The organism is Shinella sp. HY16 (genome assembly GCF_028534175.1).
Lineage (GTDB): Bacteria > Pseudomonadota > Alphaproteobacteria > Rhizobiales > Rhizobiaceae > Shinella.
In genome coordinates this window covers 339,821-363,777 of the sequence record NZ_JAHYXL010000002.1, presented here as the reverse complement: position 1 = coordinate 363,777, position 23,957 = coordinate 339,821, and the positions used below count along the sequence as shown (strand labels likewise).

The 23,957-nt window shown below is 63.1% G+C and carries 21 protein-coding genes and 2 pseudogenes; 3 read left to right on the top strand and 20 right to left on the bottom strand.

All coding sequences use genetic code 11. The features are described 5' to 3' along the window. Window positions 1-5: 5 nt before the first annotated feature. From K0P03_RS22055 to K0P03_RS21975, 17 genes are all read right to left on the bottom strand, one after another. Complete coding sequence (locus K0P03_RS22055) at window positions 6-986, bottom strand: ABC transporter permease (RefSeq protein WP_272790676.1); 981 nt, start codon at window positions 984-986, stop codon at window positions 6-8. A gap of 63 nt (window positions 987-1,049) precedes the next feature. Continuing rightward, entirely contained in the window at window positions 1,050-2,615 is a 1,566-nt protein-coding gene (locus tag K0P03_RS22050; protein WP_272790675.1) for an ABC transporter substrate-binding protein, read from the bottom strand. Beyond that, the gene (locus K0P03_RS22045) at window positions 2,588-4,057 is read right to left on the bottom strand and encodes an amidase (protein ID WP_272790674.1); all 1,470 of its coding nucleotides are present in this window, start codon (window positions 4,055-4,057) and stop codon (window positions 2,588-2,590) included. The genes K0P03_RS22050 and K0P03_RS22045 overlap by 28 nt, the downstream gene beginning before the upstream one ends. A gap of 630 nt (window positions 4,058-4,687) precedes the next feature. Next, a complete protein-coding gene (locus K0P03_RS22040; RefSeq protein ID WP_272790673.1) occupies window positions 4,688-5,245 on the bottom strand; it encodes a hypothetical protein in 558 nt (185 codons plus the stop codon). A gap of 254 nt (window positions 5,246-5,499) precedes the next feature. Further along, window positions 5,500-6,063 (bottom strand): hypothetical protein, encoded by a 564-nt coding sequence (locus tag K0P03_RS22035; protein WP_272790672.1) that lies wholly within the window; start codon window positions 6,061-6,063, stop codon window positions 5,500-5,502. Between the two features lie 57 nt (window positions 6,064-6,120). Then, window positions 6,121-7,314, bottom strand: a complete 1,194-nt coding sequence (locus K0P03_RS22030) for a fumarylacetoacetate hydrolase family protein (protein ID WP_272790671.1) — start codon at window positions 7,312-7,314, stop codon at window positions 6,121-6,123. A gap of 11 nt (window positions 7,315-7,325) precedes the next feature. Further along, on the bottom strand, window positions 7,326-8,573 hold the full coding sequence (locus K0P03_RS22025; protein ID WP_050746203.1) for an enolase C-terminal domain-like protein: 1,248 nt from the start codon (window positions 8,571-8,573) through the stop codon (window positions 7,326-7,328). Between the two features lie 52 nt (window positions 8,574-8,625). Further along, window positions 8,626-9,381 (bottom strand): ATP-binding cassette domain-containing protein, encoded by a 756-nt coding sequence (locus K0P03_RS22020; RefSeq protein ID WP_050746202.1) that lies wholly within the window; start codon window positions 9,379-9,381, stop codon window positions 8,626-8,628. A 4-nt stretch (window positions 9,382-9,385) separates the two neighbouring features. After that, the gene (locus K0P03_RS22015; protein WP_272790670.1) at window positions 9,386-10,357 is read right to left on the bottom strand and encodes an ABC transporter permease; all 972 of its coding nucleotides are present in this window, start codon (window positions 10,355-10,357) and stop codon (window positions 9,386-9,388) included. Between the two features lie 60 nt (window positions 10,358-10,417). Next, entirely contained in the window at window positions 10,418-11,398 is a 981-nt protein-coding gene (locus K0P03_RS22010; protein WP_024270332.1) for a sugar ABC transporter substrate-binding protein, read from the bottom strand. A 90-nt stretch (window positions 11,399-11,488) separates the two neighbouring features. After that, window positions 11,489-12,685, bottom strand: a complete 1,197-nt coding sequence (locus tag K0P03_RS22005) for an AGE family epimerase/isomerase (RefSeq protein ID WP_272790669.1) — start codon at window positions 12,683-12,685, stop codon at window positions 11,489-11,491. A 14-nt stretch (window positions 12,686-12,699) separates the two neighbouring features. Next, window positions 12,700-13,485: an SDR family NAD(P)-dependent oxidoreductase gene (locus K0P03_RS22000; protein WP_272791092.1), complete on the bottom strand. Its 786-nt coding sequence runs from the start codon at window positions 13,483-13,485 to the stop codon at window positions 12,700-12,702. After that, window positions 13,485-14,417 carry an SMP-30/gluconolactonase/LRE family protein gene (locus K0P03_RS21995; protein ID WP_272790668.1) on the bottom strand — a complete coding sequence of 311 codons (933 nt, stop codon included), beginning with the start codon at window positions 14,415-14,417 and terminating at the stop codon, window positions 13,485-13,487. The genes K0P03_RS22000 and K0P03_RS21995 overlap by 1 nt, the downstream gene beginning before the upstream one ends. After that, on the bottom strand, window positions 14,414-15,448 hold the full coding sequence (locus K0P03_RS21990) for an NAD(P)-dependent alcohol dehydrogenase (RefSeq protein WP_272790667.1): 1,035 nt from the start codon (window positions 15,446-15,448) through the stop codon (window positions 14,414-14,416). Before K0P03_RS21990 ends, K0P03_RS21995 begins: the two co-directional genes overlap by 4 nt. After that, window positions 15,445-16,434 carry an ABC transporter permease gene (locus K0P03_RS21985; protein WP_023515650.1) on the bottom strand — a complete coding sequence of 330 codons (990 nt, stop codon included), beginning with the start codon at window positions 16,432-16,434 and terminating at the stop codon, window positions 15,445-15,447. The genes K0P03_RS21990 and K0P03_RS21985 overlap by 4 nt, the downstream gene beginning before the upstream one ends. A 2-nt stretch (window positions 16,435-16,436) precedes the next feature. Beyond that, the gene (locus tag K0P03_RS21980; RefSeq protein WP_272790666.1) at window positions 16,437-17,942 is read right to left on the bottom strand and encodes a sugar ABC transporter ATP-binding protein; all 1,506 of its coding nucleotides are present in this window, start codon (window positions 17,940-17,942) and stop codon (window positions 16,437-16,439) included. 81 nt (window positions 17,943-18,023) lie between these two features. Then, a complete protein-coding gene (locus K0P03_RS21975) occupies window positions 18,024-19,016 on the bottom strand; it encodes a substrate-binding domain-containing protein (protein WP_272790665.1) in 993 nt (330 codons plus the stop codon). 151 nt (window positions 19,017-19,167) lie between these two features. Between K0P03_RS21975 and K0P03_RS21970 the strand changes: the two genes are divergently transcribed. Further along, window positions 19,168-19,857 carry a GntR family transcriptional regulator gene (locus K0P03_RS21970; protein WP_272790664.1) on the top strand — a complete coding sequence of 230 codons (690 nt, stop codon included), beginning with the start codon at window positions 19,168-19,170 and terminating at the stop codon, window positions 19,855-19,857. A gap of 79 nt (window positions 19,858-19,936) precedes the next feature. Here the strand turns inward: K0P03_RS21970 and K0P03_RS21965 are convergent, their stop codons facing one another. Then, complete coding sequence (locus K0P03_RS21965) at window positions 19,937-20,437, bottom strand: hypothetical protein (RefSeq protein ID WP_082342692.1); 501 nt, start codon at window positions 20,435-20,437, stop codon at window positions 19,937-19,939. Between the two features lie 29 nt (window positions 20,438-20,466). Between K0P03_RS21965 and K0P03_RS35705 the strand changes: the two are divergent. Then, window positions 20,467-20,688: pseudogene (locus K0P03_RS35705) on the top strand (IS701 family transposase); the annotation flags it as partial. After that, window positions 20,621-21,593, top strand: a pseudogene (locus K0P03_RS21960) (IS701 family transposase). The pseudogenes K0P03_RS35705 and K0P03_RS21960, both read left to right, overlap by 68 nt. A 166-nt stretch (window positions 21,594-21,759) precedes the next feature. On the opposite strand, the gene virB11 reads toward K0P03_RS21960, so the two are convergent. Continuing rightward, window positions 21,760-22,776: a P-type DNA transfer ATPase VirB11 gene (gene virB11, locus K0P03_RS21955; RefSeq protein ID WP_050746191.1), complete on the bottom strand. Its 1,017-nt coding sequence runs from the start codon at window positions 22,774-22,776 to the stop codon at window positions 21,760-21,762. 8 nt (window positions 22,777-22,784) lie between these two features. Further along, complete coding sequence (gene virB10 / locus K0P03_RS21950; RefSeq protein WP_050746190.1) at window positions 22,785-23,957, bottom strand: type IV secretion system protein VirB10; 1,173 nt, start codon at window positions 23,955-23,957, stop codon at window positions 22,785-22,787.

Genomic DNA, 23,957 nt, shown 5'->3' with positions numbered 1-23,957 from the left:
TCACGTCAGTACTCCAGCCTCGGATCGATGGTCATGGCGATGAGATCGACCAGGATGTTGATGACCACGAACATCACGGAAATGAAGATCGCAATGCCCTGGATCAGCGGAAAATCGCGTTGCAGCACGGCGTTGATCGTCAGGAGGCCGAGGCCTGGATAATCGAAGATGAATTCGATGACGAGCACGCCGCCGAGCAGCATGCCGAGCTGCACGCCGATGAGGTTGATGAGCGGAATGGCGGAATTGCCGAGCGCGTGCGAAAAGATCGTGCGGCTGCGGGAAAGGCCGCGGATCGGCGCGAGCTGGATGAAATCCTCGCGCATCACCTGCGCCACCGAGACGGTGAGCGTGCGCAGGATGAAGGGCACGATCTCCACCGCCAGCACGATGGCCGGCAGGATCGTGTAGCTGAAGCCGCGATAGCCGATGGCCGGCAGCAGCTTCAGTTTGACCGAGAGGAACAGCGTCAGCACGATGCCGAGCCAGAAATTCGGCGTCGACACGCAGAGCGAGCCGAGCACCAGCGCCAGCTTGTCCGGCCAGCGTCCGGGATAGAGCCCGCCCGCTGTGCCGAGCGGCACGGCGACCAGCAGCGCGATGGCGAGCGCGACCGCCGCCAATTGGAGCGTCATCGGCAGGGTGGCGAGGACAAGGTCCAGCACCTTGGCGCGCTCTTCGCGCGTCGCATCGTCGAAGGAGGCGCCGCCAAGGCTCGCCCCGCTCTTCGGCCGCACGAAGGACGTGCCGAGATCGCCGGTGACGAGGTCGCCGAGATAGGAGACGAACTGCACCGGTATCGGCCGGTCGAGGCCGAGTTCCTTGGCCTTCATGGCCACCACCTCGTCGGGCGCCATGCCGCCGACGATGAGGCGCGCCGGATCGCCCGGCACCACGCGCAGCAGCGTGAAGATGATGAAGGTAACGAGCAGGATGATGAGGCTCCCCTGCAGGAGCCGTCTCAACAGGAACGACAGGACGAACATGCGTCTCCCCTTGCGCCGATCGGGATGGAGCGGCCGCCAAATATTGGCGGCCGCCGCGTGCCATCAGGCGAGGCTGGCCTTGTTGGCGTCCATCATACCATTCGGGTAGAAGTACATGCCCTCCACCCCTTCGCGCATGGCGTGGATGAAGACAGAGGTGAACAGCGAGAGCGCCGGCACCTTCTCCGCCAGCATCGGCATCACCTCAGTCTGGATCACCGCCTTGCGCGCGGCCGGATCGAGCGTATTGCGCTCCTTGTCGAGCACCGCATCCAGATCCTTGTCCTCGATGCCGGTAATGCGCTTCGAGGAGGAATGGAAATGGGTGCGCAGCACGAGGTCCGGCTCGGGCGAACCCGTTGACCAGCCGCAGTCGATCATGTGGCCCGGCCCGCCGCCCGGCCGGTCGTAGAGCCGCTCGTTCCAGGCGGCGACCTCCATGACGTTCAGCTTTACCGGAAAGCCCTGTTCCTGAAGCATGGCGGTGATGACCTCGCCATATTCCTTGGTCTTCGGGTAGAAGCCGACCGAGGTGATGTATTCGAGTTCCGGCAGGCCCTCGCCTTTCGGGAAGCCGGCCTCGGCCAGCAGCCGCTGGCACTCTTCCGGATTGTATTCCGGATAGTTCGGCGTATCGACGTAACCGAACTTCACCGGCGAGATCCAGGCCTTGGAGGCATGGCCGGAGACGCCCAAAATGTCGAGCAGCACGGCGCGGTCGATGGCGTGGGCGGCGGCCTTGCGTAGGCGCGGATCGTTGAAGGGCGGCTTGGAGCAGCGGAACCAGAGATATTTGTTCTCGACCGAGACCGCCTTGTTCAGCTTGAAACCGCCGGTGTCCTCGATGGTCTGGACCTGTTCGGCCTCCAGGCGCTCGATGAGGTCGGCCTCGCCGTTGAGCAATGCCAGCGTGCGGGTGGTCGCATCGCCGACGAAGCTGAAATTGATGCCCGGCAGGGTCGGCTTGCCGAGATAGAAGCCGTCGAAGGCTTCGAGCACCGTCGTGTTGCCCTCCTGGCGCGCGAACTTGAAGGCGCCGGTGCCGTTCGGCCGGGCGGACAGCGTTTTCGGATCAGCGACGTCCTTGGCCGACAGGATCGGCAGGAAGGCCGAGAGGAACCAGAAGAGGCTTGCCGGATAACCGCCCTTCTCCGTCTTGATGCGGGCGACATGATCACTCACCACCTCGACCTCGCAGGGACCGGGATACCAGGCGGCGGGACGATCCGGCTGGCTGGCATATTCGAAGGTCGCCTTCACGTCCTCGGCGGTGAAGGGTTTGCCGTCATGGAAGGTCACGCCCTCGCGCAGCGTGAATTCCAGCGTGTGCTCGTCGACGAGCTTCATGTCGGTCGCCAGCTCCATCACCAGCTCGTCCGGATTGTCCGGCCGCATCGGCGCGCGCGTGAGGTAGCCGAAGACAAAGCTCTCCAAGTTGATCTGGGCGAGCGTCGTATGGGAGGACGGATCCCAGTTGCCGGTGAGGTTTTCCGCCGACATGAAATTGAGGACCTTGCCCTCGGCGGCATTCGCCGGGTCGACGAAAAAGGCAGTGTTGAGGACCGGCAGGCCGATGGCAAGGCCAGCGAGCGCCGAGCTTCTTAGGAATGCTCTCCTGTTGAATTCCATGACGATATCTCCGCAGTTGGATTGCTGGCTGTTCCCCGCCCCGCTTTGTCGCCAGCAACGACAAGCGGAGGTATTTTATTATGGAAAAGGTGGTCTTCGGCCTGCTGGCAGAACGCCATGACAAGCGCATCGGCATGCCGCCGGCCGACGACCTGCAGGCCGACCGGCAGGCCGTTTACCGTCAGGCCCGCCGGCAGCGAGGCCGCCGGGTTGCCCGAGAGGTTGAAGGGATAGGTAAAGGGCGTCCAGCCCGTCCAGGCGAGCACCTCGGAGGGGGACGAAACTCCTTCCGGCGCCTCACGGTCGGCGGCAAACGGCTCGACCGGCACGGTGGGCAGGAGCAGGAGGTCGATGTCCTCGAAAAGCGCATGCACGCTGCCGGCAAAGTCGGCGCGGGCCTTGGCCGCCGAGAGATAGTCGGCGAGATCATAGCGGGCGGAGGCCTCGACGAGGCCGCGGAAACCGCTGCCGAATGCCGAGAGATCCGCCTCGGCGCCATAGGCAACGCCGCGGCCGGCGACCCACAGCGTCTCGAAAATGCGGATCGGGTCCTGCCAGTCAAGCGAAACGGGGCGGATATCGAGGTCGAGCGCGCCAGAGAGCGTCGCCACCGCCTCCCTGATGACGCGGTCCACGTCGGGCACAACGGCAAAGCCGAACAGGCTCGGCGCAAAACCCACACGTAGCGCGCGGATCGGGCGTGGATCGGTGTAGTCGGCGCCGTCATCCGGCAGGGCCTGATGGTCGCGCGGGTCCGGACCCTTGGCGATGTTGAACAGCAACGCGCTGTCCCTGGCCGAAACGCTCATCGGGCCGGCGTGGGAGAGCATTTCCGTCGCGCTCCACGGCCAGGTCGGCACGCGTCCCAGCGAGCCCTTCATGGCAAAAACGCCACAGAAGGCCGCCGGGATGCGCACGGAACCGCCGCCGTCCGATCCCAAGGTGAAAGGCACCATGCGGGCGGCGAGCGCAGCGCCAGACCCCGAAGAGGAGCCGCCGCTCGTCAGTTCGGGGTTCCAGGGATTGCGGGTCGGCCCGTAGAATTCGGAATGGCCCGAACCGGACCAGCCCATCTCCGTCGTCGTCGTCTTGCCGATCATGATCGATCCGGCGTCGATCATGCGCTGGACGATCGGCGCCGTCGCCTTGGGAGCGAAACTTTTGTAGGCGGCCGAACCGCGCTGGCAGAGCCGGTCCGCCACGAAGAAGAGGTCTTTCACCCCCATGGGAATGCCATGCAGCGGACCGCGCAGATGGCCTTGCGCCGCTTCGCGGTCGCAGGCCCGCGCTTCCTCCAGCGCCTCCTCCTCGAAGACCTGGCTGAAGGCGTTGACGACAGGGTTCAGCCGCCGGATGCGCGCCAGGCATTCCCGCACCAGCGCCTCGGATGTGAGGCTGCTAGAAGCAATTGCCGACCTGAGCGCAAGAACCGAAAAATCCACGACCTTCATCTCCCGTTATGTGGATTTATGTTGGTTTTGTGGAAATTGTCAATACACACAAAATCAACAAATCACATATTGAGAAGCATGAAGAACCGTAGGACGGTCGTGCATGAGAACCGCTCTCCCAGCACCGTTGGTTGTCGCCTGCCAATGCCCGAGGGGCCAATACCGAGACCCGTCAATGGGTCACATACATGCCCAGCAAGGAGGCAAGCACCAAGCCGCGCTTGTCATTTCTGGACCAAAATAACGAGAACGGCGAAGCAAGTCGCTTCGGCGTAAAAAATAGGGAAAAGAAAGAGATACAACGTTCCTACAGCTTAGGAATCGCAACGTGGAGGATGCTTCCGCTCCCGAGCGTCATACCGGATGAATGGACCACTTCTCGAACCTATGCAACCCGCCCGATTCGCCGTCGTGAATGCGAATCTCACAGCTCCTTCGACCTGTCGACGAGTTCGGCCTGCTGGATGGCCGGCACGGTGCTCGTGCCGTTCTGGTCGAAGGCCATCAGGAAAAATCCCGCTGGGCGAGACGCGCGTTTAACCATTCGATGTTCTCCTCCGGCTCCTCGAACGGCAGGCTGAGATCGAAGAAGCGCACATTCGCCCGATAGGAGACGCTGCTCTAGTCGATCATGACCTCGGTGAAGACCGTATCTATGGTGAGGTCGTCGTCGACGAGGGTGCCGAGGTTTTCAGCGCCCGGAAACGTGCCGGTCGCGCAATGGCCGATCCGGTAGCTTTCCGCATTGCGCGCCGACCAGGCGAAGGACACCTCGCCGTAGGGCCGGTCGAGCGTGCGGTACATGCGGAAGAACTCGATGCTGGTCACCGGCTGCACCACGGTCAGCGTCGCCTCCCACGTCCAGGTCATCGGCTGGGGCGTCTGCCAGATACCGCTGAGGCGGTAGAAGCCGTTCTGCCGCACCTCCTCCGGCATCGAGCCGCGCAGCGGTACGTCCGTCGCCGGCTCGGAGATCTTTTGCACGATGGTGCGACGCTTGGTGAGCGTTCCCTTGAAGGCCCATCGGCCGCCAAGCTCCCAGGAGAGATGCGCCCGCTCGCCGAGCGCCGCGGCCTTCGGCGTCATGGTCAGGTCCATCACCGGCATCACCACGGTGATGTCGATCGAATCCTTCTTGACCAGCTTGCCGTCCTTGTAGAGCGAGACCGTATAGACCATGAGGGCATCGCGGCCAGCGAGCCCTCGGGCAGGTTGAGGCTCGCATCCTCCCCGTCGCTCGTCAGCGTGTGGGTGGTGCCGTATTCGACATAGGACAGCTCGATCCGGTCGCAGCCGAGCACCGACCAGCTGAGCCGGCTCTCCTCGCCGCAGAACAGCGACGGCGGCCAGGCCATGAAGCTGCGGATCTGCGGCTCGGGGATCTGGCGGTAGAGCGTCAGCGTCTCGTAGCCGGGATCGTAGCCGTCGATGCCTTAATAGAGCACGTAGACCTGCGTGGCGAAGGGCGGCAGGCTGGTGTTGAGATCGGAAATGTGCAGCATCAGCGCGCCGCCCTTGCCGATCAGTTCGCGGTTGTCGGGGTTCGGCCGTATCGCACTGACGAGGCTGTCGGCGTCGGGGCCGGAAACCGTCCAGCCGTGTTTCGCATCGCTCGCCGGCACAACCTCGATGTCTCCAACCAGCGCCACCGCCGTCAGGGCTGTCGTGCCGGTGAACGTCTCCTCCTCGCCGGGTTCGACCCAGACGGCGGGGAAGACCAGCGTGAAGCCCGGCATGCTGTCCGCCGCCCGCGCCGAAAGCAGCGGCTTGTCCTTGTCCCGGTTGCGGATGGTGACGGTAAGCTCGTTGGGGATGAGATAGTCGCGGCCGACCGAGGTGAGCACTGTGCCCGGCGAAATGGCGAAGGAGAGCACGTTCGAGAGCTGCCGCTTCGGATCGGGCTCGACCGGCTTGTCGGCGAGGATCATGTAGCCGTCGACCGTTTTCGAAGCGACGGCACTGGCGCCGCTCCGGAAATCCTTGAACAGGACCTGCATATGTTTCAGACCGAGGGTCTTCTGAGCCGCTACGGCGGCGATGCCTATCGGGCCTCTTCATCCCGGTTTCCGACTGGCGTCAACCAATTCGGAACCCTTGGCGCCTGCTCCATAAGCACCCAGCAGGCCGCGTTGCGCGAGATTGCGCATCAGATGGGACGCAGCGAAGGTCCAGGGCGCGCATTCGTCGGAAAGCCTCACCCGATTGACCAGGGAGCCGAGCCGGTCGTTGGAGATGGTGACCGTATCGCCGATCTTGTGGGTAAACCCCTGACCGGCCACGTCGCGGTCCTCGACGGGTGCAAACAATGTGCCGAGAAAGAGCATGAAGCCATCCGGATATTGATGGTGAGCGCCAATCGTCTGGGCGACGAGATCGAGCGGGTCCCGGCTGATCTCTTGCATGGAGCTGTGCCCGGTCAGTACGTAACCGTCCTCACCCTCGACCCGCAGATGAAGAACGGCATTGCGCACGTCCTCGATGGAGTAGGTTTCATCGAAAAGACGGATGAACGGTCCGATGGAGCAGGAGGCGTTGTTGTCCTTGGCCTTGCCGAGAAGCAGCGCGGAGCGGCCTTCGACATCGCGCAGGTTGACGTCGTTGCCGAGCGTGGCACCCCGCACCCGGCCCCGGCTGTCGACGGCGAGCACGACCTCCGGCTCCGGGTTGTTCCACGACGATATCGGGTGCAGCCCGACCTCCGCGCCATGGCCGACCGACGACAGCACCTGCGCCTTGGTGAAGACCTCGGCATCCGGGCCGATGCCCACCTCAAGATATTGCGACCAGAGCCCTTCCTCGACGAGGGCCACCTTGACTTTCATCGCCTGGTTCGAGCCCGCCTTGAGATCCCGAAGGCTGGCACCGACCAGGGCCGCCACCCGATCTCGGATCGCTGCCGCACGCGCAGGATCCCCGGCAGCCCGTTCCTCGATCACCCGCTCGATCATGGAGCGGGCGAAGGTCACGCCGCAGGCCTTGACCGCTTGCAGGTCGCAGGGCGCGAGAAGTCGTGCCGCATCCTTTTGCCCGGATGCGGCGAGGACCTCTTCCAGGCGGCCGATCCGGGAGCCGGTCTCAGCCCGCACGAAGCCGACGGGGTCGTCCAATTCGAGCAGGTCCCGCATGGTCGGTGCGGTGCTGGAGGTGATGTCGACCAACACTCCCTCCCGCAGCACGACAAGGGAGGGGCCGGCCACGGCGGGAAGCCACACGCGGCCGACGAAGGTGCCTTGCAGATCGAGTTCCATATCGTCACCCGTCAATAATCGACGACCCGACCGTCGTTCGGATCGGCCCAGCGCGTGTTCGGCACGACGGAGAACCAGCCCTCGCGCGAGGGATCGCGATCATAGGGGTAGCCGCCCAGCGTCTTGTAGAGGTCGGCATACTTGCCGAGCTTGTCGCGGTCGATCTCCACGCCGAGCCCCGGCGCCGACGGCACCTTGATCGCGCCGTTCTCATAGCGCATCGGCCCACCGACGATGATGTCGTCCACAAGCTGATGATAATGCGCATCCGCATGGAAGACGAGGTTCGGCACGACCGCGCCGAGATGCAGCATGGTGGCAAGCTGGATACCGAGTTCGCCCGAAGAATGCACGGCGATACCGAGCTGGAAGGTTTCGCAGACGCCCGCGGCCTTCACACAGGGCCGGATGCCACCCCAGAAGGTCGTGTCGAGCAGGATGACATCGACCGCCGGGTTGAGGATGTTGGCGGCGAGCTGCTCGAAATTGACGACGACCGTGTTGGTGGCAAGCGGCATCGTCGTGTTTTCGCGCACGCGGCGCATGCCGTTAAGGCCCCAGGTCGGATCCTCGTAGTAGTCGTTGTTGAGATCCTCGATACCCTTGCCGAAGCGGATCGCCTCCTCCACGCTGAAGGCGGCATTGGGATCGTAGCGCACGCTGTCCGGCCCAAGCGCCTTTGCCCAGGCGCGATAAACCTCCAGCTCGTAGCCAGGTGGGAAGACGCCGCTCTTCAATTTGTGCGAGGTGAAGCCACATTTTTCCTTGAGAGCCAGCGTCTGCTCGATGAGCTGGTCGGCAGTGCGTGTCTCGCCCTCACCGGTCTCCTTGTTGGGCAGGCGGAAGAACATGTAGCTGGCGAAAGGCACCCTCTCGCGCATCTTGCCGCCGAGCAGGTCATAGACCGGCACACCAAGGAATTTGCCCATGATGTCGAGACAGGCGAATTCGATGGCCGCATGCATCTGCGTGCGGTTGTTGTAGAGGCTGGCGGTCGGATTGCAGATCATGAAGCGGAGATTTTCCAGCTCGAACGGATCATGCCCGACGAGATAGGATTTGAGTGCCCGAAAGGCCGCCTCCGCGCTCTCCCCACCCCCGCCCATCTCGCCGAGGCCGACGATGCCCACATCGGTCTCCACCTCGACGATGGTGCGCACAAAGCGCCCCCAATGCGCCCCGTTGGAATGGCGCAGCGGCGCTTCCAGCGGAACAGTGACGGTCGTGGCGCGGATATCGGTGATTTTCGGTCGCTTCATGGAAGGCTCCAATGCGGTCTGTCTGTTGCAAATGGCCGGGCCAAACGCCCGGCTAGCTGATCATCCGGGTCATCTCGTCCACGCTGATATCCCTGGCCGGCAGGTCGGCGATCTTCTCGCCCCGCGCCATCGCGACGATGCGGTCGGAAATCGGGTGGATGTGATGCAGGTTGTGGCTGATGAAGATCGAGGTTACGCCGAGGCCCTTCAGTTCCACGACATGGTCCAGCACCTTGTTGGTCTCCTTGACCGAAAGGTGGTTGGTCGGCTCGTCAAGGATCAGCACCTTCGAACGGAAATGCATGGCGCGCGCGATCGCTACCCCCTGGCGCTGGCCGCCTGACAGCGCCTTCACCGGCGTGTCGGCACCGCGCAGATGCAGGCCGACGCCGCGCAGGCCCTCCATGGCTTCCCGCGCCATCTTCTCCCGGTCGACGATGCCGAAGCCGGGCCGCCCGAACTTTAGTGGTTCGCGACCGATGAAAAAGTTCTGCGCGATCGACATTTCCGGCACCATGGCGGTGTACTGGTAGATGGTCTCGATGCCGAGCCCCATCGCCACCTCAGGGCCGGTGATGGAGACGCTGCGGCCTTCGATGAGGATGTCCCCCTTGTCCTGCGTATGCACGCCGGACAGGATCTTGATCAGCGTGGACTTGCCGGCGCCGTTGTCGCCGACGAGGCCGATCACCTCGCCGCGCGCGGCATGGAAATCGACATTCTTCAGGGCATGCACGGCGCCGTACCATTTTTGCAGGCCAACGCATTTAATGATCGGCTCTTCGGCCGGATTGACGGCAGTGCTCATGGCCTTACCCCTTCATGCCTTCGGCCTTCAGCCGGGTCTGCGTGTTGAGGACGACCGCCACCACGATCATGGCGCCGACGGCGAACATGAACCAATTGGCATTGACGCCGCTGAGGATGAGAATGTTCTCGATCATGGCGATGAGCAGCGTGCCAACGACCGCGCCGAGGATGGAGCCGACCCCACCGGTCAGCGCCACACCGCCAATGACGGCCGCGGCGATCGCCTGCATTTCAAGACCGGTGCCGAGGTTCGGCACGATCACCTTGACGCGAAAACTCTGGATGATGCCGGCAAGGCCGGCGAGCGTGGCGCAGAGCATGAAGCAGACCATCTTCACCCGCTCGGTCTTGATGCCCATGTCGCGCGCCGCCTGCGGATGGCCGCCGGTCGCAAAGATCCAGTGGCCGAAATCCATGCGGCGCAGCACGAAGCCGAGAACGAGCGCAATGGCGATCATGTAGAGCAGCGAGACGCGTGGCGTGACAAGCCCGAGGTCGAGCCGCCCGACAAGCCAGGACACGTCGAGTTCGCGCGGGAACACCGGCGGGAAACCGCCAGCCAGCACGATGGCAAGACTGCGGGCCATGAACAGCATGCCGAGCGTCGCGATGAAGGAGGGAATCTTGAGCTTTAGCGTGATCAGGCCGTTGGCAAGGCCGATCAACGCCGCCAGCGTAAGGCCGATCAGGATGGCCGCCGCCGTCGGCCAACCGGCCTGCATCAGGAGCACCGTCACCATCGGCGACAGGCCGAAGACCGAGCCGACGGAGAGGTCGAACTCCCCGGCAATGATCAGGATCGTGATGCCCATCGCGACAATCGCCAGCTCGGGGATCGGCTGCAAGTAGACGGTCATGTTGCCGGTCGTGAGAAACCGGTCGTTGATGATGCTGAAGGTCACGAACAGGGCGAGGAAGATCAGCAGCGCTGCCATTTCCGGCCGCGCCATCAGGCTGCGGATATTGGGTTTCATCGTGTCAGGCCTTTGAAGGGCCCTCCCGCGCCTTGGCGGAAGGGCTGGGAAACGGTGGGCTTAGCGGACACCCATCGACATGAACTTTTCGACCTGCTCCAGATCCTTCGGCTCGACCACCGCCTTGCCTGTATTGACGTCGAACGCGCTGAGACCGAACTTCTTCATCATCGCGAGCTGGAGGATCGGCAGGTAGCCCTGGTAGTAGGGTTGCTGGTCGATGGTGATGTCGACATAGCCCTTCTTCATCTCATCAAGCACAACGGGCACCAGATCGAAGGTCGCCATGTGCAGCTGGCCGGGCTTGATGCCGAGGTCGCGCAGGCATTCGCCGGCGCCCGCGCCCCAGAAGCCGGCATCGACATAGGCATTGGTCTCCGGCTTGCCCTGCACATACTGGCAGATGCGCGAGGCGGTGACCGAGATGTCGTTGGAGCTGTCGATCACCTCATAGCTGATCTGCCGGTTCGGCTCGGCGGCCTTGGCCTCGTCCAAGAATTTCTTGGCGCCCCCGATACGTGCTTCCGCCCAGCTTTCACCGGGCCGCGACAGGCCGAGCAGCGCGTGGATGGGCTGGTCGGCCGGTATCTTCGCGTGGAGCCCCTTCATCAGCACGTAGCCCGCCTCGAAAAGATCCTGCCCCACGAAAGCGTTGCGTGCATTGCCGGCGGCGCCCTGGCTGTCATCGACATTGGCCGTGATGACGGGAATCCCCTTGTCGACCGCCTTCTTGATCGTCTCGTCGTAGAGGTCGTCGTTGACGATGACGGTGACGATGCCGTCGACACCCTGTTCAACGACGGTGTCGAGGTTCTGCAGGTGTTTTTGCAGGTCGCCGTTCGGCGTGGTGAAGATGAGCTGGCAATCCGCCTCGAACTGCGCACAGGCATCGTCCATGCCCTTCTTGATCGATTGCCAGAAGCTGTTGTCGATGCCGGTCTGTGTCAGATAGACGAATTTCGGCTTCTCCTGAGCCACAGCTCCGCCGGCTGTGGTCAGCGCAGCACCCAGAGCCAATGCGGCCAGCGATGTCTTCAGCATGTCATTCCCTCCCATGATCTTCGCTTGCGCTCTCTATCGAGATGCGAGCCGCGGAGCGCGTGGCGCGGCTGGCCGTTTTTCAGTCAGGCGCTACTTCGCCTCGCCCAGCACGCGAAGAATTTCGTAGCAGGCGCCGAAAGGGTGATAGTCGGTCTTGCCCGGCGGGCTCTTGATGTCGCTCTGTCTCTCGCCTTCGGGCGAAAGGATGCGGAACCAGCAGCCGTAATCGTGATCGACGAGATGCCGCCAGCTGTAGCGCCAGAGGCGTTCGTAATCCTGCCAGTAGCGCTCCGCGCCGGTGCGCGCGGCAAGGCCCGCGGCAGCGGCCACCGTCTCGCAATGGACCCAGTGGTACTTGTCGAGATCGTAGAGCTTGCTATCCGGGCCGTAGCTGTAGTGCAGGCCACCGAATTCGAGATCGGCGCTTTTGGCCAGCGCCGTCTCGTAGAGCAGGATGGCCTTGGGCAGGATCCAGTCCCGCGGGCGATACCGTTCGAGGATCAGGAGCAGCTTGGTCCATTCCGTCATATGGCCGGGCAGGTAGCCGTAGGGACGGAACAGGTGCTTGGGATCGTCCTTGTTGTAGTCCCAGTCGATCGACCAGTCCTGGCGATAGTGCTCCCAGACGACACCCTGCGCACCCGCGGCAAGCTCGACGCAGATGCGACGGGCGAGCGTCTCGGCACGGTCGAGATAGCGGGTCTCGCCCGTCGCCTCGTAGGCCGCCAGCATGGCCTCGGTCATGTGCATGTTGGCATTCTGGCCGCGATAGGGCGAAACCCTCTGCCAATCACGGCCGATCTCGTCCCTGTAGAGTTCGCGGTCCGCTTCCCAGAAGCGGCGTTCGAGAAGATCCCAGGTCTGCGAGACCTTCTCCGCCATGCCTGCAACGCCCGCTTTCGCCGCCGCGGCATAGGCAAGCAGCACAAAGGCGTGGCCATAACAATGTTTGGTCGTATCGACGGCCTCGCGGCCATGCATCAACCAGAAATAGCCACCGTGGTCGGGGTCGCGATGCACCTCGTCGAGATATTTGATGCCATGAGCGGCAGCCTCGGCGAAATCCGGCCGCTGGAAGAGCACGGCGGCCGTCGCATAGTTGAAGATGAAGCGCGTGGTGGAGACCAGGTGCTGCGTCTTGTGATCGGTGATGAAACCGTCGTCGCGATATTCGTTGTAGTAACCGCCGTCCTCCCTGTTCAGGCAGATCGGATGGTAGAAATCCATGATCTCGCGCATGTGGGCGAGGAGGAACGTCTTCGAGCGGAAATCGGGAAACGGTTTCATGGGGGAGCCTCCGATCAGTCTGGAATGATGATGCCGAGTTTCGAAAGCACCCCGCCGTCGATCTTGACGTCGGCGCCGGTGATGAAGCGGGCCTTGTCGCTGGCAAGGAAGGCGACGAGATCGGCGACCTCGGCCGGTTTTCCAACACGGCCGAGCGGGTGGCCCCGCCCCCAGGCGTCGAGCGTCGCCTCGGCCGTGCCGTCGCCTTTCCAGATGTCCGCCGCCCAGCGCAGCATCGGCGTGTCGATCGAGGCAGGGCAAACGGCGTTCACCGTGATGTTGTCAGGGGCATGGTCGAGCGCCATGGCGCGCACCAGCGCGTTGATGGCACCCTTGCTCGCCGTATAGGCGGCGACACCCGCCTGCGAGGCATAGGCCTGCACCGAGGAGATGACGACGATCGCCCCGCCGCCGCGCTTCTGCATTTCAGGAATGGCGAACTTCGCAGCAAGAAAGATACCCTTGAGGTTGATGTCGAGCACGTCATCCCAAACGTCCTCAGGTGTATCGACCACCGTGCCGTAGCGCTGGATGCCGGCGCAGCAGGCAAGTACGTCGACGCCGCCGTGACGTGCGACCGCTGCCGAGATCGCTGCCGCCATGGCATCCTTGCTGCGCACATCGCCGACGAAACCCGCGGCCCTGTCGCCGATCGCCGCCACGGCCTCGTCGACCGAGGCCTTGTCGTTCGCGACGATCAGCACCTTGCCGCCGCCTGCCGCGAAACGATGGGCGCATGCGAGCCCCATGCCGAGGCTACCACCGGTCACGACGATGCTCTTGCCGTCAAATTCACTCATCATGCTTTCTCCGCAACGGACGGTTTTTGGGCAGGCGCCCCGAATTTCGGCTCGGCGAGGCCACGGCCGACACCCTCGACGGCGAAAAGCCCACCTTCCAGCGGATGCGCCTCGAGATGGTCGGCCGACATGGTGAAACGCGCCGAGGTGACATAGAGGGTGGATAGGTCCGGCCCGCCGAAAGTGCAGCTCGTCGGCCAGCCCGCGGGCAGCTCCACGAGACCGACGAGGCCGCCTTGCCCGTCGAAACCGGCGACCGCCGCACCGCCCGCAACGCGGCAGTTCCACAGCCGGTCCTCGGCATCCAGGCAGGACCCATCCGGAAAACCGCGCGAAAATCCGGCTGCAAGGGTTCGCCGGTTGGTGAGGGTCCCCGTCGCGACGTCACAATCGAAGAGGTAGATCTCGTTCGCCAACGTATCGGCGAAGAAGAAGCGGCTATCCTGTGTCCAGGCCATCGTGTTGGTGATGCCGTATTCGTTCGGTGTCAGCCGCGCGACATGGCCGCCGACATCGATGCGGTAAATAGCACCGGCATTGCGGTCCATATTCTTGAGCGAACCGTCGGGGTGGAGGTTGCTCTGCATGGTCGACACCCAGAAGGCGCCATCCGGCGCGACACGCCCCTCGTTAAGGCGGTTGTCCGGCAGATCCGGCTCGGGCACCGCGAACTCTTCGAAAGCGCCACCGGGCTGCCAAAGGCAAACCGAGCGGCGAAGGCCGACGATGAAACCGCCATCCGCCCGCATACCGATGGAGGTCACGAAATCGGGTGTCGGCCAGATATCATGGCGGCCGCTTGCCGGTTCGAGCCGATGGATGCGCCGGCCGACGATATCGACCCAATAGAGGGCGCTCTCCTCGCCCGACCAGATGATGCTCTCGCCGACGATATCTTTTGCATCGAGAAGCAGGCAAGCCGAGGTCTTCATGGCAGCACCACCGATTTGATCGACGATGGATCATCGCTCGCCTTGGCCAGCGCCGCCGCGGTCTCCTCCAGGCCGAAACGGTCCGTGATGACGGATTTCAGATCCACGAGTCCGCTTGAAGCAAGGGCGATCGCTCTCGGATACATGCCGGCATAGCGGAAGACGCCATGGATCGAGAGCTCCCGCTCCATGGCAGGCCAGAAATCCACCGAGGCGACACCCGTCGGATTGATGCCGACCAGTGCAAGCCCGCCGCGTGGACGGATGCGCGGCAAGGCGCGCGTCACCGCCGTCGGCGCCCCGCTGCATTCGATCACGGCATCGACTTCGGCGATCGCCTCATAGGCCGGATCGGCAGCCGCATCATGTGCGGTAAAGCGCGGGAAACGCGAGACAAGGCCGATACGCGCCGGATTGATATCGGAAAGGACGATGCGCGTCGCTCCGCGCGCGGCCGCCGCCTGCCCCGCCAGCAGGCCGATCGGCCCGGCGCCGATGATCAGGACCGAGCTGCCCGGCTTGAGGTCGAGCCGTTCCGTCGCCCATAGCCCGACCGCCAGCGGCTCGATCAGCGCCGCTTCCTCGAAGGACAGGCTGTCGGGAATGGCAAAGGTGAAATCGGCCGGATTGACGACCCGCCGCGCAAAGGCACCGTGATAGGGTGGCGTCGCCATGAAGACCACGTCGCGGCAGAGATTGTAGGCGCCGGACCAGCACTGTTCGCAATGGCCGCAGGGCCGCTGCGGCTCGAGCGTCACGCGATCGCCGGGCGCAAGATGCGTGACCGCGCCACCTGTCGCAACGACCGTGCCAGCGGCCTCATGTCCAAGCACGATCGGCCGATCGCAGACGAGGTTGCCGATGCGCCCGTGGCGGAAATAGTGCACATCCGACCCGCACACGCCGACGGCTGAGATCTCCACCACGACGTCGTTCGGCCCTGCCGCCGGCTCTGGCCAATCCTGCAACTCGACGTGGTTGGGCGACAGGAGGACGGCCGCACGGTTTGGTCTGGTTAAGATCGCGGTCATGCCCGTCCCCGCATACGCTTGATGCTGATGATGTTGACCATGACGGCAACGAGGATGACCACGCCGCGCACGATGCCTTGTGCGAAGGGGTCGACGCCCATCAGGACGAGGCCGTTGACAAGGGCGGCGATGAAGATGACGCCGAGCAGCGTGCCGAGCATGGTGCCACGTCCGCCGAAGAGGCTGGTTCCGCCCACCACGACAGCCGCGATGATGTCGAATTCCAGGCCGGAGGCGGCGCCGCTGTTGCCGGAGCCGAGGCGGCTCGCCATCAGGATTCCCGTCAGCGCGGCCAGCGCGCCGGTAATGGCGAAGACGAGGATGCGCACCCGCGCCACGGGAATGGCGGAAAGGCGCGCAGCCTCCGCATTGCCGCCGACCGCATAGACGCTGCGGCCGAAGACCGTGCGCGTCGCCACGAAGCTGAAGACGGCAAAGAGGACGAGCATGATAACCGCCGGCGTCGGGATGCCGAGAAGCCAGCCCGCACCGAGGCGCTGGAAGCTGAAATCCATGATGACGATCGGCACGGCATCCGACATGACCTGTGCGGTGCCGCGCAAGCCCAGCCACAGTGCCAGCGTGACGATGAAGCTCGGCACGTCCAGAAAGGCGCGCAGCACGCCGGTGAAGCAGCCGATCAGCGCGCCGAGCACGATGACCACCAGTGCTGCGACCGCAAGCGGTACGCCCGATTGCGCCAGCGAGGCGAGAAGTACGCCGGCAAACGCGACGTGCGGACCGACGGAAATGTCGATCTCGCCGCTGATCAGCACCAGTGTCATGCCCCAGGCGATGATGCCGACGAAGGCGGCATCGCGCAGGATGTTGAGCTGGTTGGGCAGCGTCATGAAATTCGAGGCAAAAGCCGTAAGAAAAGCATAGAGCACGAGGATGGCGACGAGCAGGCCAATCTCGTTGGCGCGCCCGCTCAGGAAGTGGCGCAGGTCGAACTTCTGGTAGAGTTCGGATTGAGTATGGGCCATTTTCAATGCACTCCCTGTTCGCCCGTCGTCAGTTCGGTCAGCGTCTCCGTGCGGATCGCCGACCCCTCCACCGCTCCCGTGATGCTGCCGCTCCGCAGGATGAGGACACGGTCGCAGACCTCGCAGAACTCCTCGATCTCGCCGGAGACGAAGACCACCGCGAGGCCATCCGCAGCAGCGTCCCGCATCAACTGGTAGATCTGCCGCTTGGCGCCGATATCGACGCCGCGCGTCGGCTCATCGAGCAGCAGGATGCGCGGCGCAGCATTCAGCGCCTTGCCGATGACGACCTTCTGCTGGTTGCCACCGCTGAGATTGCCGAGCGGTTCACCGGGGTGCGCCAGTTTGATACCAAGCGCGCGGATCGACGCGGCGACCTTCCCGCGCATCGCGACGCGGTCGATCACGCCGCCGCGCGAGACCGACCGCCAGCTCGCCATGACGAGGTTCTCGTCGATGCCGAGCATCATCACCGCCCCCTCGCCGCGGCGATCCTCCGGCGTCATGAAGATGCCGTTCGCCCGCGCCTCGCGCAGGCTTGCAGGCTGGAAGGCGCTGCCATCAAGCGTCATGGAGCCACCCTGGGTGGCGCGCAGCCCCGCAATCGCCTGCAACAGCTCCGTGCGGCCGGAGCCAAGCACACCGGCAATGCCGAGCACTTCGCCCGCCCGGATCTCGAAGCTTGCATCCTGGATGCGCGGTGCGACGTGGAGGCCCTGGATGGCGAGCAGCGGGCGGCGTACACCAGACGCGTCGGCGAGGCGCGGAGCTCCGCCCTCGCCCTGCGCGCCACCCAGCAGCATTTCGACGATCTGACGGTTCGAAACATCGGCGACCGGCGCGGTCGCGATGTGGCGGCCGTCACGCATGATGGTGACGGACTGCGCCACCTTGCGGATCTCATCCATCCGGTGAGAGATGTAGACGATGCTCGTGCCCTGTTCGGCAAGCTGCCGCACCACGCGGATCAGCGTCTCCGCCTCCTGGGCGACGAGCGAACTGGTCGGTTCATCGAGGATGAGCAGCCGGGCCCCCTGGCTGAGGGCGCGCGCGATCTCGACGAGCTGGCGCTCTGCAACGGATAGGCGCGCGACCGGTTGGCGTGGATCGAGATGAAGGCCAAGCACCGCCAGCGCGTCATGCGCCTCGCGCTGCATCCCGCGCCAATCGATGCGCCCGCCCTGCTTGGGCCACCGGCCGAGAAAGACGTTTTCAGCGATGGAAAGCTCAGGCACCACGCTCAATTCCTGATGCACGGTGGCGATGCCGGCCCGGATACCGTCCATCGGCGTCCGCAGCACAAGGGCCTTGCCGTCCATCACAATCGCCCCCTCGTCCGGTCGCTCGACACCCGCCAGAATTTTCACGAGTGTCGATTTGCCCGCTCCGTTCTTGCCGAGCAGGGCGCGGACCTCGCCACGCGCCATGGCGAAGTCCACATCCCGCAAGGCAACGACGCCGGGATACGCCTTGGATATGCCGCGCATATGAACGAGCGGTTCGACCATGGGGACCATGCCACTGACTGCGTTGATGAAAAGGGAAGGCCACAGCAAGCCGCGCCCCTCCCGAGAGGAAACCGGCTGGTTTCAGGGGATGCCGTCGGGCCGCGCTTCCAGCCAGGCTTTCACCTTGTCCGGATCGGCGGACAGGAACATCTCCGTCGGCACGATGGTGAGATAGGTGTCGATCGCCTCGCCCTTGATGGCCTTCAGCGCCATGAGCACGGAATCCTTGCCCATCTGCTGCGGCTGCTGGCCATTGGTGGCAATCAGCGTTTCAGGGGCGTTGACGAGATACTGCGCGAGCTGGACGCTGATATCGTTGCCAAACACCACGGCCTGCCCCTCGCGACCGGAGGCCATGATGCCCTGGATGGCGCCGATCGTGCCGTTGTCAGTGGTCGCAAACATGGCATTAATCGCCGTGTCGCCGGTCAACATGGTCGTCGCCGTCTCGGTCGACTTGCCCGGTTCGAAGCCCGCCTGGTCGGCCGCCCATTCGACACCCGGCACCTTCTCCTCGACCGCCTTCTTGAAGCCGGCCTTGCGCTGAACGCAGGCCTCGTAGACGTCGCAGTTCAGGATGCCGAAGCGCGGCTTGTCGACGCCCTTGCCCTTGAAATAGTCGCCGGCGACGAGGCCGACATCATAACCGAGCTTGTACTGGTCGGTCGTCACCAGCGCCTTGACATACTTCTTCGCATCCTCGTCGTTCACGCAGGTATTGTAGCAGATCACCGGAATACCGGCCTCCGCTGCCTGTTTCACGACAGGCACGGAGGCCGTGGCCGACACCGGAGACATGATGATGGCCTTGACCTTCGAGGCGATCAGCGTGGAAGCGAACTGTGCCTCCTTGGCCGCATCCCCTTGGGAATTCTGGCCAAGCAGACGCACGCTCTCATCGCCGGCGCCCGCTTCGATGCCCTTCTTGATGCCGCCATAGAAACCTTGCGCATCGAGATAGAGCGCGCCGATCGTCACCTCCTCGGCACTCGCCGCTCCCGCCATGAAGACCGCCAGCGCGGTCGATGCAATGACCCGCAAAGCAGCGGGCCGCAGCCTGTCACGAATTGTCATCGATATCCTCCCAGATGTCTTTGCATTCTTGTATGCAAGATTTTAAACCTGGTCAAGCTTCGACGTTTGGATGAGTAGAAAATGATTATTTTTCAGGCTATCCTGCAATCAAGGGAGAGTTGCATGCAAAAAAACAAAAGGCCTTTCACCCATGGCGCGTGATACGAAAATCTCGGCGGCGGAGCATTGTTACCGCACGCTTTCGCGCAAAATCATCGGACTGGAGCTGAAGCCGAACGAGCCGATCGGTGAACACGCGATGGCCGAGTTGCTGGGCGTCAGCCGGACGCCCGTCCGCGAGGCCCTGTCCCGGCTTTCCGCGGAAGGACTGGTCGATCTCAGATCCCGGGCCGGCGTCGTGGTCGCACCGATCCGCATGGACGCAGTACGGACGGCGCAATTCGTCCGCGAGCAGCTCGAACTTGCGATCGTGGCGGAAGCAGCCCGGCAATCGAACCGGCGCATCCTGCTCGGCATCCGCCAGGCGATCGAGGAACAGGAGCTTGCCATTCAGGAAGACAATCCGGATCTGTTCTTCGAATGCGACGAGCGCATGCATGCGCTCTACTGCAGCCTGGCCGGGCGCGACGGCGTCTGGGGGTTCATTTCTGATGCGAAGAAGCACATGGATCGCGTCCGCCGCCTGTCGGTGCAGGCCGGACAGCTCGACCAGCTCGTGCAGGACCATCAGGATATGCTGGAGGCCGTGACGGGCGGCGACATGGATCGTGCCCAGGAGGTGATGAAACTCCACCTGCGGCGGGTCATGCTGGATCTCGGCGAGCTCTCCCGTCGGTTCTCATCCTACTTCGAGCCGGAAACTGTACGCACGACGGAATAGGCGGGAAAAAGCGAACGCCCGGATCCATCCCGCCAGGGCGACGATCACCGCCTTGACAGAATGGTCCGGGGAGGCTGTGTCAGGCGATGCCGCCGTGAACCACACGATGGATGTTCGACAGGATGTGCGCGGGATCCACGGCCTGAAAGATGCTGCGCCCGTAGACGATGCCCCTTGCACCGGCCTGCATATAGGCGTCGACATCGGCAAGGGTATCAACCTCCTTGTCGCGCGGCGTCCCGCCGCGGATGCAGACCAGTACATTCACCGATCCAACGACGACTTCGAGATCAGCAATCTCCAGCGGGGAATCGATCTTCAGAACGCTGACGCCAAGTTCGGCCGCAAGCCGCGCGGCGTGCAATATATCCCGCGTCTTTCGAACCGTGTGCCCCTGATCATCGACCACAAGCGCCTCGACGATCACCGGATAGCCAATCTGGCGGCAGATACGGGTGATCTCGGCTAGGTGCGCACGGTGATCCGCGACCCGCGCCGCATCCGGCTCGTTCACGAGGAAGAAACACGTCACCGCATCCGCACCGGAGCGGGCGATCTCATCGGCATTGCAGTTGCATATTTATCTATGGTCTCAATCTATGGGTCTCAATGATTCGGAGGTCGTGGATGGCAGGTGCATCGATCGAGACGACGCTTGAGCTTTGGGCATCATTGTTGCGTGACGTGAAGGCTCGTATGCACGGACTGTTTACGTAGGAGCGAGTTGCAGCATCTGCGAACCTTTTCCTGGACGGTTTGCTGAGTGTCGAGCGGCGTAAGACAGGTTGGATGCGCGCTGAGGCGGCCGGTGATCCCGGTCCATGGCGGCAATAAGCCGTTCTGGGTCGCGGGCGTTGGGACGCGGACGCACTTCGCGGCATCGTGCGTTGGTGCACGTCAATATCCAGGTTCGGCAGGCAAGATAACGAACTGCCAGATCGGAGCGTTCGCCGCCTGTGTGTCCGTTCGCGGTCATGCCTTTATCGATCGAGCCCTGTACCTGCCCAAGAGCTGGACTGGCGATCCGGCAAGGCTTGCAGCAACTCACGTTCCTGAGGCTATAGCCTTCGCTACCAAGCCAGGCCTGGCTGTCGATATGATACGGCGTGCGATGGCAGCCGATGTGCCGTTTTCATGGGTGGCCGAAGATGCGGTGTATGGCGTCGGGGACGTCGAAGGGACCCTGCGCCGAGCCTGCAAAAGCTACGTTCTTGGGGTTAAATCGGACCACTATTTCGGCTCCTGGTCGGGCAAGCCTCCGGTGGCCGGCACAGCGCAGGAGATCGCCCGTGATCTCGATCCAAGTGCATCGCAGCGTCTCTCCGCCGGTGAGGGCACCAAAGGCGCGCGGCTTCATGACTGGGCCTATTGCGAACTCGCTGATCTCGATGCCGACGAATATACCGAGACGAAATCGGGGCTTTGGGCCCGTGGGCTCCTGATCCGGCGCAATACTAGCGACGGTGATCTCGCATTCATTACCACCTGGTGCCTGGACGGGACCGGCATCCAGACACTCGTTTCCGTTAAAGGCCATCGCCGGGCGATCGAAGACAGCTTCGAGACCGCCAAGAACGAGCTCGGCCCCGATCACAACGAAACCCGGTCATGTCACGGCTGGCATCATCACGCCTCCCTCGTCATGCTCGCCTTCGTCATAATGGCGGTGATCCGATGCCGCACCAATGACGTGACGCCCCCCAAAAAGACTGCGGATGCCGACCATCAGGATTTGATCCGCTGGTCAATCCAGGAAGTCCGGCGCATCGCCATCAGACTCGCCCAGCGTCGTATACCCCCCGCCTACGTCATCGCATGGTCATGCTGGAGACGCGCTCATCAGGCGGTCGCGCGACGAGCGCATCTGAACACTAAAATGCAACTGTAATGCATCTAGACCTATCAGCTTGGTGATGCTTGCAAATAAAGCATGCTGCCAAAATATAGCTCGGTGGCTCGGAACGCCCCGCCAAAACGCTTGCATTGAACAACGACGTCGATCGATGCTCTCAGCAAGTTCAAGATTTCGGTGCGCTCAATATCTCGACCTGCATCTGACTCTTTTATCAGGAGCGTCAGCTGTTCGAAGGCGAGCGCGACGGAATCGGCATGGACAGTCGTAATGGAACCAGGATGGCCGGAGTTGACGTTTCGAACATAATAGAAGGCGGTTCCGTCGCGAAGTTCCTGCAAGAGGATGCGGTCGGGACGCATGCGGAGGCTGGATTCCAAAAGTTCTTTGGGCCCTGCATGGGACAGTCCTTGTTGGTCTTTCGAATAGAACAGTCGCACATGATTGGGTTGTGGGATGAGGAGTTCCGGCGTGTCCTCTATCGAAATGATCCGCTCATCGTCCGGAATGTGTTTTATCAAGGCCTTAGAGAGCGTTGTCTTCGCGGATCCCGTCGCTCCCGAAATTATGATGTTCTTCCGGGAAACCACCGCCTGTCGCAAGAACTCCTTGACCTGACCATTGCGGTAGAGACTGCGCAATTCACTATCGTCACTTGGCGCATCCGCCTCGGCGGTTCGGGTACCTGCGAAGAATTGTCTTTTCTCCAGATCGTCGAGTGTAAAGTCGACGGAGGACGGCTTGCGGATCGTGAGGCTGACCGTGCCTTTCGACGTTGCAGGAGGGATGACAATCTGGATGCGCTCATCTCCCGGAAGAGTCGCGGACAGGATCGGCCGACGTTCGTCGATGGACTGGTGGGAAAAGCTGGCGACGGCCCGGGCAAGGCGCATGAGTTTGTCGAAGGTAAGCTCCTGAAGATCATGGGTCCGCCAACCACCGGGTCCTTCCGTCAGCACCTGCCCGGGCCGATTGACGATCACCTCATAGAGTGAGGTATCCTGCAGGAACACCGAAATCGGTTTCAGCAACTCACGAACAACCGCCGCATCCTGAGCTTCCGTCATCGCCCTGCCTACTTCGTTACTAGCTTCGAGTCGGGCGCGAAATTCCCCAGCACCGCTCGATCGAGAATGCGGTTCCTCGGCTCTGTCACACGCAGGCGATAGATCCCGGAGAAGTCCAGATCGCGAGCGACAAAAATGGAGACGAGCTCGCCCTGGTGCTTGTTCAGCGTTGGCGCGATGTTGATGGATTGCTCGACGGCGATCGCGGCAGCCTGCTGCCCCGCGCTGGTCGTGTTTTGCGCATCGACGTCACTATCCTGAACCCGGCTGTTCGCGTAGGTCGTCGCATCGCCGACGATGGAGAGAAGCAGGGCACTGCCGAACCGTTCCCACCAATGGGTGTCGACATAGCCGTCGATGCCGGCGCGGCCGAGCGCATCGGTCGCGGGAGACGCAAGCGTGACGATCACCCCCTTCGGCGTTTTGGCGCGGTTCCATAGGACGAACAGTCGCTTCTGCCCCCGTTGCAGCCCGCCTCGATATTCACCCACGACCTGGGTGCCCTTCTCCATGAGGACGACCCTGCCGTTGTCAGAGAGAACGTCTCGATTGATCACGCAGCTGCTGAATCCGGGTTGGTCAGACGCGAGCGCGGTTTCGAGCACGCAGGGGATCGACGTCCCCATTGCGACGATGAAGTCACGATTGCCAAGCGTCCCAGCGCGTGATCCTTCGAGTTTCGTCGGCCGCAGCAGTCCGTCGAAGCGCTGCTGATCGCTATTCTCTTGGTTCTGGCTCATCATGTTGCCGTCGAGGGGCAGGAAATTGCTGTTCGCGCTCGTCTCCGAGCTATCCCCCTCCCGGCGTTGCGTGGCATTCTTCTGGCTGCCGCTGAAGGCCATGACCGGCGCGCGACGGGCGGAGTCGAGCAATTCATCCTTCGCCTCGGCAACAGGTTCCACAACCGGCGTCGGGAGCTTCACTTCCGGGACCGTCTGCTCCGGCTCGGCCTTCTCCTTCGCTGCCTCGAATGGTGTTGTTTGACGGATGACAATGCGTTCCGGCTGTGCGCTGTCGTCTTTGGCCTTTTTCCCGCTTGTCGACCAGAGGGCGAATCCGACGAATGCCACGACCGCGAGCGCCACCGCACCTCGCTTCAGGACGGGACTGTTGTCGATGCGCCGGCCTGTGACCGTTTCGGCCCGCTCACCGGGAATGCGGGTTTCATCTTCCTGGGCCAT